General features: G+C 65.8%; 11 protein-coding genes. All 11 read right to left on the reverse strand.

The genetic code is table 11. The annotated features are described in order from the left end of the window. Positions 1 to 109 precede the first annotated feature (109 nt). The 11 genes from rseP to IVA74_RS26310 all read right to left on the reverse strand — a co-directional run bounded on the left by rseP (position 110) and on the right by IVA74_RS26310 (position 11,985). Positions 110 to 1,261: an RIP metalloprotease RseP gene (gene rseP, locus IVA74_RS26260; RefSeq protein ID WP_247349250.1), complete on the reverse strand. Its 1,152-nt coding sequence runs from the start codon at positions 1,259 to 1,261 to the stop codon at positions 110 to 112. Positions 1,262 to 1,305: 44 nt separating this feature from the next. Further along, complete coding sequence (gene dxr, locus IVA74_RS26265; RefSeq protein ID WP_247349251.1) at positions 1,306 to 2,529, reverse strand: 1-deoxy-D-xylulose-5-phosphate reductoisomerase; 1,224 nt, start codon at positions 2,527 to 2,529, stop codon at positions 1,306 to 1,308. 4 nt (positions 2,530 to 2,533) lie between these two features. Beyond that, positions 2,534 to 3,376, reverse strand: a complete 843-nt coding sequence (locus IVA74_RS26270) for a phosphatidate cytidylyltransferase (RefSeq protein ID WP_247349252.1) — start codon at positions 3,374 to 3,376, stop codon at positions 2,534 to 2,536. Further along, positions 3,373 to 4,131 carry an isoprenyl transferase gene (locus IVA74_RS26275; RefSeq protein ID WP_247349253.1) on the reverse strand — a complete coding sequence of 253 codons (759 nt, stop codon included), beginning with the start codon at positions 4,129 to 4,131 and terminating at the stop codon, positions 3,373 to 3,375. Before IVA74_RS26275 ends, IVA74_RS26270 begins: the two co-directional genes overlap by 4 nt. Positions 4,132 to 4,224: 93 nt before the next feature. Then, entirely contained in the window at positions 4,225 to 4,788 is a 564-nt protein-coding gene (gene frr / locus IVA74_RS26280) for a ribosome recycling factor (protein WP_247349255.1), read from the reverse strand. A 66-nt stretch (positions 4,789 to 4,854) separates the two neighbouring features. Then, positions 4,855 to 5,571, reverse strand: coding sequence for a UMP kinase (pyrH, locus tag IVA74_RS26285; protein WP_247349256.1), 717 nt, complete (start codon positions 5,569 to 5,571; stop codon positions 4,855 to 4,857). Positions 5,572 to 5,631: 60 nt separating this feature from the next. After that, a complete protein-coding gene (gene tsf, locus IVA74_RS26290) occupies positions 5,632 to 6,555 on the reverse strand; it encodes a translation elongation factor Ts (RefSeq protein WP_247349257.1) in 924 nt (307 codons plus the stop codon). Positions 6,556 to 6,687: 132 nt separating this feature from the next. Further along, entirely contained in the window at positions 6,688 to 7,677 is a 990-nt protein-coding gene (locus IVA74_RS26295; RefSeq protein ID WP_247349258.1) for a 30S ribosomal protein S2, read from the reverse strand. A 222-nt stretch (positions 7,678 to 7,899) separates the two neighbouring features. Continuing rightward, entirely contained in the window at positions 7,900 to 10,401 is a 2,502-nt protein-coding gene (locus IVA74_RS26300) for a caspase family protein (protein WP_247349259.1), read from the reverse strand. A gap of 212 nt (positions 10,402 to 10,613) precedes the next feature. Then, entirely contained in the window at positions 10,614 to 11,354 is a 741-nt protein-coding gene (locus IVA74_RS26305) for a carbonic anhydrase (RefSeq protein WP_247349260.1), read from the reverse strand. Between the two features lie 112 nt (positions 11,355 to 11,466). Continuing rightward, positions 11,467 to 11,985: a DUF2846 domain-containing protein gene (locus IVA74_RS26310; RefSeq protein WP_247349476.1), complete on the reverse strand. Its 519-nt coding sequence runs from the start codon at positions 11,983 to 11,985 to the stop codon at positions 11,467 to 11,469. Positions 11,986 to 12,067: the final 82 nt, after the last annotated feature.

Raw genomic sequence — 12,067 nt, forward strand, 5'->3', positions numbered from 1 at the left:
TGTAGCCAATTTAAACGACGCCGCAAACGGCCGAGCGCGCCGTAATTTCATTTTCATTCCAAGACGTTGCCCAAGAGCAACGCCCAGCAACGCCACAAAAAAACCCCTATCAGGATGCGGCCATCCGCAGGATGTCGTTGTAGGTGGCAAACACCATCAGCATCAGCACCAAACCCAGCCCGATTCGGAATCCCATCTCCTGAGTCCGCTCGGACAGGGGCCGACCGCGGGCCACCTCCGCCGCATAGAACATGAGGTGACCGCCATCGAGCAGCGGGATCGGGAACAGGTTCAACAGGCCGATCGACACCGACAGCACCGCGCACAGGTTGATCACGAATTGGAACCCGGCGCTGGCCGCCTGCCCCGACATCTTCGCAATGCCGAGCACACCGCTCACCTCGTTCGGATTGCCGTTTCCGACGAACAGCGCGCCCAGGAACTTGAAGGTGCTGGTGATGATGAACCAGACCTGCTCAACCCCGATCTTGAGCGCTTCGCCGACGCCGACCGGCGAAGTCGAGGCTTCGCCCGCCTGAGACTTGTGCTCGATGCCGAGCACGCCCAGGCGATGGCTGTTGCCGAAGGGATCCTTGCGCTCCAGCAGTGCCGGGGTCGCGGTCAGCGACACGATGCTGCCGTCCCGCTTGACCTCGAAGGCAAGCGCCGAACCGGCGTTCATCGCAACGATTCGCTGCATATCGGCAAAGCTCTCGATCGGCTTGCCGTCGATCTGGACGACGACGTCGCCGATCTTGAAGCCGGCTGTCGCCGCAGCGCCGTCGGCGACGACACCGTCGACACGCGCGATCGTGCTCGGCTTCCCGTAATACAACGCCATGCCGGCGAAGATCAGCGCGCCCAGAATGAAATTGGCGATCGGTCCGGCGGCAACGATGGCGGAGCGCGGGCCGACCTTCTTGTGATGGAAGCTGCCGGCGCGCTCCTCGGCCGTCATGGCCGCTAGCTTCTCGGACGACGGCGTCGAAGCCTCGCTCTCGTCCCCGAAGAACTTGACATAGCCGCCGAGCGGGATCGCCGAGATCTTCCAGCGGGTGCCATGGCGGTCGTTGAAACCGACCAGCTCAGGTCCGAAGCCGAGCGAAAAAGTTAACACGCGAACGCCCGCCCAGCGCGCGACCAGAAAATGGCCGAGTTCATGGAAGAACACGACGATGGTCAGGACGAACAGGAAGGGAACCGCATAGCCAAGGAGTCCATGGCTCAACGTATTGAAACTATGGACGAAAAAGTCGATCATCGAATTCCCTCATCCAGCGCCGCAAGGCCCCGGCCGCGAACCATCTAGGATGCCTTTAAGGCAATTTGAGGCAATAGGGCGGCAGCTCTATTTCGCGCAACATGGTCAACAGAGATTGCGTCGTCGGCTGACGTCAGCGGGGCCTGGTTCCCGCTCCGGATCCAGTCGTCCAGCGTCGCTTCCACCAGCCTGGCAATCGCGCCGAACCGGATCTTGCCGGCGATGAAGGCGGCGACCGCGACCTCGTTGGCGGCGTTGTAGACGGTGGTGGCGCCCTTCCCGGTCCGAAGCGAATCGAAGGCCAGGCGCAGCCCGGGGAAGCGCTCGAAATCCGGCGCCTCGAAGGTCAGCTGGCCGATCTTGGCCAGATCGAGCTTGGCAGCAGGCCCCTTGATGCGGTCGGGCCAGCCGAGACAATGCGCGATCGGCGTGCGCATGTCGGGTGCACCGAGCTGGGCCACGACCGAACGATCGGAAAACTCGACCATGCCGTGGATGATCGACTGCGGATGCACGAGGACGTCGATCTCCTCCGGACTCAGCGCGAACAGATAGGAAGCCTCGATCACCTCGAGCCCCTTGTTCATCATCGAAGCGGAATCGATCGTGATCTTCTGGCCCATGCTCCAGTTCGGATGCTTCAGGGCTTGCTCGAGGGTTGCCTGCTCGATGTCGGCCGACTTCCAGGTCCGGAACGGGCCACCGGAGGCCGTGATGATGACACGGACGAGCTCGTCGCGATTGCCTGAGCCGAGCGCCTGGAACAGCGCGTTGTGCTCGGAATCGGCCGGCAGGATGCAGGCGCCCGCTTTCGCCGCGCGCTGCATGAAGAAATCGCCGGCGCAGACGAGACATTCCTTGTTGGCGAGCGCGACATGCGCGCCGCGATCGACCGCCGCCAGTGCCGGCTTCAATCCGGCAGCGCCGCTCACGGCGGCCATCACCCAATCGGCCGGACGCGCGCCGGCCTCGATCACAGCGCTTTCGCCGGCGCCGCATTCGGTGCTGGTGCCCGCGAGCGCAGCCTTGAGCTCGGCAAACTTTGAGGTGTCGGCGATCGCGACGAAGCGCGCGGAAAACTCCTTCGCGAGCTTTGCCAGCGCTGCGACATTGCTGTTCGCCGTCAGCGCCTCGACCCGGTAGCGCTCGGGAGAGGCGCGCAGCAGATCCATCGTGCTGTCGCCGATCGAGCCGGTGGCGCCGAGAACCGTGACGCTGCGGACGGTCGATGCCGCAGTCTTGTTGTTACGCAATGGAACCGCGCTCATGTCCTCACCAAACCATAAGACCGCTTCCGGCGCTATGCACACCATGGCGGAGGAAACCGATAATCCATGCCACCAGGATGGCAGCGACAAAACCGTCCAGACGGTCCAATAGCCCGCCATGGCCGGGAATTAAGTGACTGGAATCCTTGACATCGAAGCGCCGCTTCACCGCGGATTCGAAGAGGTCCCCAGAGGCCGACACGACCGACAGGATGGCGCTGACGAGCAGCAATGGAACCATCTTTCCGAGCCCGCAAGCGGCAAAGCCGGCCGCAACCAGAAGGCTCGCGGCAAAGCCGCCGAGCGCCCCTGACCAGGTCTTCTTCGGGCTCACCCGCGGCCACAGCTTCGGTCCGCCGATGCTTCGGCCGGCGAAATAGCCGCCGATATCGGTCGCCCACACCACCAGCAGCACGAACATCAGCGCGGCGAAGCCGTTCACGAGATCCTGCCGCAGCAGGATCGAGGCCAGCAGCGCCGTCGATGCATAGGCGAATCCGGAGGCCGCCCAGACGAACTTGCCCCGCGCGATCGCCGTGACGATCGCACCGCCAATGAGGCCGGTGATGATTGCGGTCTTCAGCGCGCCGAAGGCGACGCAGGATCCCATCAAGGCGATGACGATGGTCCCTGCGGCGGTCAACGCGACCGATCCCGCGCCCACCACCATCAGCCATTCCGCGAACAGTCCGATCGATACCAGGGTGACGAGAAGCGCCCACAGCCAACCGCCGGCATAAGCGAGTGCAATGGCGAGCGGCGCCAGCACCAGTGCTGCGAGGACCCGCATCACGAGATTGCTCTGGGCAGGCTGAGAGCCGGCCGGGGCGGCGTCGGGTTCGCTCACGAGGCGGTTTTCGCGACCAGGCCGCCGAAACGGCGTTCGCGCCTGGCAAATTCGGCGATGGCGCCTTCCAGCGTCGCCTTGTCGAAATCGGGCCAGTGAATCGGCACGAAGACAAGCTCGCTATAGGCGGCCTGCCACATCAGGAAGTTGGACAGCCGCTGCTCGCCGCTGGTGCGGATGATGAGATCGGGATCGGGAATGTCGGGCGCGTCGAGATGCGCCCCCAGGGTCTCGGCATCGATCGTGTCGGGATCGCGCCGCCCCTCTGCGACTTCGCGCGCGAGCTTCTGTGCCGCCTTCGCAATCTCCTGCCGCGAGCCGTAGTTGAAGGCGACGACGAGCGTGAGGCGCGTGTTGTCGCGCGTCAGTTCCTCGGCCTCGTTGAGGAGTGCGCATATGTCGCCCTCCAGCCCGTCCCGCTCGCCGATGATGCGGACCTTGACGCCGTCGCGATGCAGGCTCGCCAGATCGTTGCGGATGAAGCGGCGCAACAAGCCGAAGAGATCGCCGATCTCGCTCGCCGGGCGCGACCAGTTTTCCGAGCTGAAGGAGAAGATGGTGAGATAGCGGATGCCGAGTTCATGCGACGCGCGAACCACACGGCGCAGGGCCTCCACGCCGCGGCGATGGCCTTCCGCCCTCGGCAAGCCGCGCGCGGCCGCCCAACGCCCGTTGCCATCCATGATGATGGCGACATGCGCAGGCGCCTCGGACCGATCGGGTCCTTCCGTTGCTGGCGCGGCGGCGTTGGACATGAGGCTGCCTTAAAGCATGATCCGGAAGAGTGCGAAGCAGTTTTCCGAAATGATCATGCGCGAACAATAACCTAAAGCGCGATCCATCGCGCTTTAGACGGTGAGGATTTCTTTTTCCTTGGCAGCCAGCAACTGGTCGATCTCGGAGATCGTGCCGTCGGTCGCCTTCTGCACCTCGTCCGAGTGACGCTTCTGATCGTCCTCGGACATCTCGTGATTCTTCTCGAGCTTCTTGAGAACGTCGAGGCCGTCGCGGCGGACATGGCGCGCAGCGACCTTGGCGGCTTCCGCGTATTTGTGCGCGACCTTGACGAGCTCCTTGCGGCGCTCCTCGTTGAGCTCGGGAATGCGCAGGCGCAGCACCTGGCCTTCGGTCGCGGGCGACAGGCCGAGATTGGAATCGACGATCGCCTTTTCCACCGCCTTGACCATCGACTTGTCCCAGACCTGCACCGAGATCAGGCGCGGCTCCGGCACGCTGACGGTGGCGAGCTGGTTCAGCGGCATGTGGGTGCCATAGGCGTCGACCTGCACCGGGTCGAGCATCGAGGCGGAGGCGCGGCCGGTGCGCAGGCCGCCAAGTTCGTGCTTGAGCGACTGGACGGCGCCCTGCATGCGGCGCTTCACTTCGTTGAGGTCGAAATTATCCGTGGCCATCACGTTTCTCCTTCAAAATCCCGGCGACCTCTCCGCACCCTTCTCTCAGGGCGCAACGACGAGCCGTCAGCCGGCGACAATGGTTCCGTGGCCGCCGCCACGCAGTATAGCGCCGATCGAACCCGGCTCCGCGATCGAGAACACAATGATAGGCAGCGACGTCTCGCGGGCAAGCGCGAAGGCGGTCGCATCCATCACCTTGTAGCCGCCCTCGATCGCCTGCGAATGCGTCAGACGGTCGAATCGCGTCGCCGTCGGATCCTTCTTCGGGTCGGCCGAGTAGACGCCGTCGACATTGGTTGCCTTCAGCACCGCCTCGGCGCCGATTTCGGCGGCGCGCAGCACTGCGGTCGTGTCGGTGGTGAAGAACGGATTGCCGGTTCCGCCGCCGAGCAGCACGATCCGGCCCTCGGCGAGGTATTTGTGCGCCACGGTGCGGGTGAAAAGCTCGGAAATCTCGGGCATGACGAAGGCCGACAGCGTGCGCGCCGGCGTTCCCTTGCGCTCGATCGTCGCCTCCAGCGCGAGGCAGTTCATCATGGTGGCGAGCATGCCCATGGTGTCGCCTGTCGGGCGCGACACGCCGCGCGAGGACACCTCGACGCCGCGAAAGATGTTGCCGCCGCCGATCACGACCGCAACCTCGGTGCCCAGTTGGCGGGCGGCGATCAGATCGTCCGCGACCCGGTCGATGGTCGGCTGGTCGATGCCAAAACCCTGCTGTCCCGCGAGATATTCGCCGGACAGCTTGATCACGACGCGACGATAGACCGGATCAGTCATGAGCACTTTCCTTGTCCGGGCGCCGCTTCCGGCGGCACGCCGGAAGGAACGTTCCGGCGCTTACTTCTTGCCGCTGACCGCGGCGACCTCGGCCGCGAAGTCGCTTTCCTGCTTCTCGATTCCCTCACCGAGAGCATAGCGCACAAAGCCCGCGATCTTCACCGCGCCGCCGACCTTGCCTTCGGCTTCCTTCACCGCCTGCGCCACCGACTTGCCGGTGTCGTGGATGAAGGCCTGCTCGAGCAGGCAGACTTCCTTGTAGTAGGTCTTGAGACCGGACTCGACGATCTTCTCGATCACGTTCTCGGGCTTGCCCTGCTGGCGATATTTGTCGGCGAGCACGTCCTTCTCGCGCTTAACGACCGCCGGATCGAGACCGGACGGTTCGAGCGCCAGCGGATTGGCGGCCGCGACATGCATCGCGATCTGGCGACCCAGCGTTGCGAGTTCATCGGCCTTGCCCGGCGATTCCAGCGCCACGATCACGCCCATCTTGCCGGCGCCCTCGACGACCGCGCCGTGGACGTAGCTTGACACCACGCCCTGGCTCACTTCGAGCGAAGCTGCGCGGCGCAGCGTCATGTTCTCGCCGATGGTGGCAATCGCGTCATTGATCGCGGCTTCGATTGTGACGTCGCCGACCTTGGCGGCCTTGATCTTCTCGACATCGGCGCCGACGTCGAATGCGACCTGGGCGATCATCTTGACGAGGCCCTGGAACTGGCCGTTGCGCGCGACGAAGTCGGTCTCGGAGTTGACCTCGACCACGACGCCCTTGGTGCCCTTGGTGAGCGCGCCGATCAGCCCCTCGGCGGCGACGCGGCCCGACTTCTTGGCGGCCTTCGACAGACCCTTCTTGCGCAGCCAATCCTGCGCCGCTTCCATGTTGCCGTCGTTTTCGGTCAGCGCGGCTTTGCAGTCCATCATGCCCGCGCCGGTCGACTCGCGCAGCTCCTTGACCATCGCAGCTGTGATCGTTGCCATCGTTGAAAATCCTTTTTGCCTGCCGGTTCGCCGCGGCGTGGCATTCAATTGCCCCGCCGCGGTCCATCTCAGGAATTCGCGTCAACTGAAATGGTGGCCGGAGCTTATCCGGCCAACCCATCGCTCTTTTGACTATTCCGCTTCCGCGGTCAGCGCCTTGGCCTTGGCCACCCAGGCATCGGCCCGGCTCGGCAGACCGACTTCTTCGCCGATCTTGTGCGCGGTGTCGTGATCGAGCTCGGCGAGCTGCCAGAAATGGAAGATGCCGAGGTCGTTGAACTTCTTCTCGATCGCACCCGACACGCCCGGGAGCTTCTTGAGGTCGTCGGAGGTGCCGCGCGGACCGGCGAGGCCCTGGAAGCCGCTCGTGACCGGCAGCTCTTCGGCGGCCGGCCGAACCGAAGCGCCGACGTCGACGCCGGAATCGCCCTGGGCACGCGAGATGCCGTCAATCGCCGCACGCGCGATCAGATCGCAATAAAGCGCGATGGCGCGGCCGGCGTCGTCATTGCCCGGCACCACATAGGTGATGCCCTTCGGGTCCGAATTGGTATCGACGATCGCGGCGACCGGGATGTTGAGCCGCTGGGCTTCCTGGATCGCGATGTCTTCCTTGTTGGTGTCGATCACGAAGATCAGGTCGGGCAGACCGCCCATGTCCTTGATGCCGCCGAGCGAACGGTCGAGCTTGTCGCGCTCGCGCTGAAGCGTCAGGCGCTCCTTCTTGGTGTAGGAGGAGGCATCGCCACCGGCGAGCACGTCGTCGAGATGACGCAGGCGCTTGATCGAGCCCGAGATCGTCTTCCAGTTGGTCAGCGTGCCGCCGAGCCAGCGCGAATTGACGAAGTACTGCGCGCAGCGCTTGGCAGCGTCGGCGACGCCGTCCTGCGCCTGGCGCTTGGTGCCGACGAACAGGATGCGGCCGCCCTTGGCGACAGTGTCGCTGACCGCCTGCAAGGCGTTATGCAGCAACGGCACGGTCTGCGCGAGGTCGACGATGTGGATGTTGTTGCGAGCGCCGAAAATGAAAGGGGCCATTTTCGGATTCCAGCGGTGAGACTGGTGACCAAAGTGCACGCCGGCTTCGAGGAGCTGACGCATAGTGAAATCAGGTAGTGCCATCGTTCTAATTCTCCGGTTGGTTCCTCCGGAAGCGTGTGAGCAAAACGGAGCGTTGTCGCCCCGGCTGCCACCGGACGGCCTTGCGAGCCATGCTTCCGTGTGAGATGGCGCGCTGTATAGCGCGATTCCGGCCAGAAGCAAGGAAATAAGGGCCATTCTGCGGCGGTTTTCGCCCGCGAGAGGCCCTCTTCCGTAAAGACCACGCTGCGCCCTGGCCCGCGACTAGCATCTGGGCTGGTTCGGCGGGCATTTCTTTGCCGCCGGCGGCGGGGCCGCGGGACGCGGCGGAGGTGCTGCCGGGCGCGGCGGTGGCGCGACGGCCATCCGGGGCGGCGGCGGTGGCGCCGGCCGGGCTACCGGTGGCGGCGGCGCGGGTCGGGCCATTGGCGGCGGCGCTGGCCGAGCGGCCGCGACGGGGGGAGCCACCCGGGCCGGCGGCGGCGATGCAACACGCGGCGGAGGCGGCGGGGCCGGACGCGCCACGGCCGGCGGTGGAGTCGGCCTCGCCACGGCCTGAGGCCGCGGTGGTGATGCCGACGGCCGGGCGGCCTGCGCGGGAGTAGCCGACGGCTGATTCTGGGGCCTGATCGGCTCGCGCGCGGCAGAGGGCGGCGGGGTGACCGGTCGTCCAGCTGCGCCGGGAGGCGTGCGGGCAGCAGGCGGCGTGCCAGCCGGGTTGCGGGTCGCGGACTTGCCATGCTCCCCGGGCCTGGTCCCGGGCGCGGGCTGGGCCACCGGCGGCTTCGGCGATTGGCCGGCCGCAGCGGCCGGATTTGCAGTGATGGGCTTAGCCGTCGGCGGCGCCGCGGCGGTTGGCGCACCGGGATGAGCCGGCAGAGCGGTACCGGGACCAGCAGTCGGCGGCGCCCCCGGATGCGTCGGCAGCGGCGCGCCGGGTGCAGTCGCCGTCGGAGGTACAGGTCTGCCGCCCGGCAGAGGCCCTGCCCCCGCAGGTGGCGTCGGCGGCCCGCCATGGCTCCCTGGAACCGGCAGTGTATTGGCCTGGGGCAGCCTGGCCGATGGAGCAGCGGTTGGCGCTCCGATCGGTGCCGCGGTCGGCGCGACATTGGCCGGCGTCGCCGGAGCTAGCCTTGGCCTTGCCGTCGGCTGCATCGTCGCGCTCGGCGGCATCGGCGCCTTGCCCTGCTGAATCAGGGCGGCGCGCTGCGCGACCGCCTGCGGCACGGCAGGACCGGCCGGGCTGGCGCGGCCGGCAACGGCTGGTGCGAGATTGCCCGGTCCGGGCCCCGGCCCCGCACCCGCCGGCAATGCCTGCGGCCGGTTGATGACGGTGTTGATGACCGTGGTGTTGTGAATGTTCTGGTAGATGATGTTGTTCGGCGGCGGCGCGACATAGATCGGCGGTCTGACGAACACCGGGATCGGCACGAAAACCGGCTGCGGCAGCACGAACAGGCCGAGCACCGGCATTGGCGGCGACAGCACGACGAAATCCGGCGGCGGCGGCGGCAGATAGTAGATCGGCGGCGGCGGCGGCGGCGCGAAGCCAAAATCGGGATCGCTGAAATACAGCACCGGACGGTCGACATAGACGATCTCCTCCGGCGGCGGAGGCGGTACGTCATAGTCGATCATCGCAAAGCTCGGCGGCGGCTCGACCGGCGCGGTCAGGATCGCCAGGCGACGGCGCGCGTCGGCCGCATGCGGCCCTCGCGAATAGCGACGCAGATACGACCAATAGGCTTCCGGCGTATCGGTCCGATAGGTCCGCCGCCAAGTGATCGCCTCGCGGCGCGCCGCGACGATCGCCATCACGCGCTTGGACATCGGATCATTCGGATAGGCGCCGAGAAACTCCTCATAGGCCGGCAGTGTGTCGCGCGCGAGCGCGGCGGCATAGGCATCCTGGACGCCGAGGTCGCGGATCGGCTTGTTACGCATCGCGGCGACCTGGTCGGGCGCGGCCTCCTGCGGCGGTGCGTCGGGCCCGCGCTCGAAGAACGAGAACTGCGCCGATATCTTCTGCTCGTTCCAGGGTACCTGCGCGCCCTTGCTGGCCTCGTTGACGCGCAGGCGAACGCGATCGAACACATCAGGCAGTGGCAGGCCGCCGGTGCGGATCATCTCCGCCAGCGATTGCGCGTAGATGCCGTATGGCCCCGGCTCCTCCGGCGCCACCGTGCCGGGCGCGGCATTGAAGGCGATCAGCATGTTCGGATCGGGCTCGACCAACGCAAGCCCGCTCGCGATCGGCTGGCCGCCCTCGACGAAGGGCTGCGCCCGCGCGGCGTCGAGCACGACGATGTTGGCCTTGAGCGGAACGGAAGCGAGCTGGCGCGCATAATCGCTGATGCGCAGGCCTTCGGTCGGAATGTCGGTGTCACGGGTGATGTTGGAATCGACCGGGATGAAATAATTCTCACCCGCAAGCTGCACGCCGTAGCCGGCGAGATAGATCATCGCGACGGTGCCGGGGCCGGAGGCCTGCGCCTTCTGGATGAAGTCGCGGAAACTCTTGCGCAGCGTGTCGCCGTCGAGATCGCGGGCGCCGACAACGTCGAAGCCCGCCGCTTGCAGCGTCTGCGCGATCAGGCCGGCATCGTTCGCGGTCGTCGCCAGCGGCGACTTGGCATAGGCGCCGTTGCCGACCACGAGCGCGATGCGCTTTTCCTGCTGCTGAGCACGCGCCGGATCCGGCGCGCCCGCGGCAAAAACCGCGATCGGCAGGAGAAGGCAGATGAAGGCTCTGAGCGTCCCACGCATGGCTTGCTGCCCGTTATTGTTGTTGAGGTGCCGCCACGCATCAGACGCGCGGCCAGCTGAATGGCACTTGAACGAAGGGCTAAATAACGAAAGGCCCAATAACGAAAGGCTTGGATTGAGGCGGAGGCATGGCGCCCGTTGCCGGCGCCAAGCTCCTGCGTCAGACCCGCATCAGCCTCGCGACGGTGGACCGGCGCGAGGCGATCAGCGCGTCAGCCCTGCGCGATCAGTTCGACCGTTCCCGTCGTGAGCCGGTAGATGCCGCCCACGACCTTGAGCTTGCCCTGCTCCACGGCCGCATTGAGGATCGGCGCCGCCGATTTCAGCTTCGCGACGTTGTCGATCACGTTCTGCCGGATCGCATTGTCGAGGACGTTCCCGCCTTGCTGCATCGCAACCTTGGCGGCAGGCGCGATCGCATCGACCAGCGAGGGGATGTGGCCCGGCGGCGGCTTGTTGTCCTTGATCGCCTTCAGCGTCGCATCGACGGCGCCGCAAGCGTCATGGCCGAGAACGAGGATCAGCGGCGCGTTGAGCACGGCAACCGCATATTCCATGCTGGCGATGGTCTCGGTGCCGGCAAAATTTCCGGCGACGCGGCAGACGAACAGATCGCCGCGGCCGGTGTCGAAGGCATATTCCGGCGCGATGCGCGAATCGGCACAGCTCAGCACGGCCGCGAACGGGTTCTGCCCGCCGGCCAGCGCCTCGCGCTCGTGCTTGAAATCATGACGCCGCGCCACGCCGTCGACATAGCGCGCATTGCCTTCCATCAAGCGTTTCAATGATGCGTCGGGCGACAGCACGTTCTGCGGCTTGGGCGGCGTTTTCGTCTCCTTGGCGAAGGCCCTGCCGGTCAAGGCGAGGCCGAGGGCCGAGGCACCAAACAACATCGCGGACCGCCGCGATGGTACGATCTTCTCCTGTAGGGATTCATTGCATTTGTCGCACATGTTACGTTTCCTCCCGGCGCGATGGACCAACGGCATCGGTGCAATCATAGCCGCAACGATGTGACGAAACCACAAATGACGGTGCGGGCCGGCGCCCGAGTTTCGCGCGGGCCTATTCCGCCAAGCGAAGCTCTGCGATTGTCGTCATGGCGGCCGGTTCATCCAGGGGCAGGAAATCCAGCGGGCCCTGATTTTTATAGCCGGACGTCATCGCAAGTGTGAGACCCCAGCCCAGCAGCCCAGTGCTCGCGTTCGCGATCATGGCGCTCTTGCGCTGACTGAAGCGCGCAACGAAGAACACGGTCTGGCTGGACTGAGCCGAGAAGTCCACGCGCGTCACGCCGAGCGCCGCCTCCTCTGCTACGAACTGGTGTTGGCCCGCCGGGCGATCGACATAGACATATGTCCCGGTCTTCAGGCCCTTGATCGGCGTACCGTCGAGGGAAAATGCCCAGTCCGGATCGCCGATGCCGCCGAAGCCCTTCTCGCGAAACACGACGACGCGTGCCTGCCCGGCTTTCGGCGGACCCAGCTTTCGTACCGCCTCCGAATACCCGAGCCCACTTCTCGCCGTCTCACAGCCGCACAGCAATGCCGCAGCCACGAGCAACACCAGCCCACGCAATAGCATCACGCCCCCAGATTTTCCCCGGGAGCATGCTAACCGGAATCAGCGACAGGTTGCAACGGGACCGCAGCATCACCCGCGCAAA

This window comes from Bradyrhizobium sp. 132, assembly GCF_023074185.1.
Taxonomy (GTDB): Bacteria; Pseudomonadota; Alphaproteobacteria; order Rhizobiales; family Xanthobacteraceae; genus Bradyrhizobium.

What these genes read in the sequence shown, in the direction of transcription:
- dxr (WP_247349251.1), bottom strand. Translation starts at nt 2,529, where the DNA reads ATGAGCGCGGTTCCATTGCGTAACAACAAGACTGCGGCATCGACCGTC.
- IVA74_RS26305 (WP_247349260.1), bottom strand. Translation starts at nt 11,354, where the DNA reads ATGTGCGACAAATGCAATGAATCCCTACAGGAGAAGATCGTACCATCG.
- IVA74_RS26300 (WP_247349259.1), bottom strand. Translation starts at nt 10,401, where the DNA reads ATGCGTGGGACGCTCAGAGCCTTCATCTGCCTTCTCCTGCCGATCGCG.
- tsf (WP_247349257.1), bottom strand. Translation starts at nt 6,555, where the DNA reads ATGGCAACGATCACAGCTGCGATGGTCAAGGAGCTGCGCGAGTCGACC.
- frr (WP_247349255.1), bottom strand. Translation starts at nt 4,788, where the DNA reads ATGGCCACGGATAATTTCGACCTCAACGAAGTGAAGCGCCGCATGCAG.
- pyrH (WP_247349256.1), bottom strand. Translation starts at nt 5,571, where the DNA reads ATGACTGATCCGGTCTATCGTCGCGTCGTGATCAAGCTGTCCGGCGAA.
- IVA74_RS26295 (WP_247349258.1), bottom strand. Translation starts at nt 7,677, where the DNA reads ATGGCACTACCTGATTTCACTATGCGTCAGCTCCTCGAAGCCGGCGTG.
- rseP (WP_247349250.1), bottom strand. Translation starts at nt 1,261, where the DNA reads ATGATCGACTTTTTCGTCCATAGTTTCAATACGTTGAGCCATGGACTC.
- IVA74_RS26275 (WP_247349253.1), bottom strand. Translation starts at nt 4,131, where the DNA reads ATGTCCAACGCCGCCGCGCCAGCAACGGAAGGACCCGATCGGTCCGAG.
- IVA74_RS26310 (WP_247349476.1), bottom strand. Translation starts at nt 11,985, where the DNA reads ATGCTATTGCGTGGGCTGGTGTTGCTCGTGGCTGCGGCATTGCTGTGC.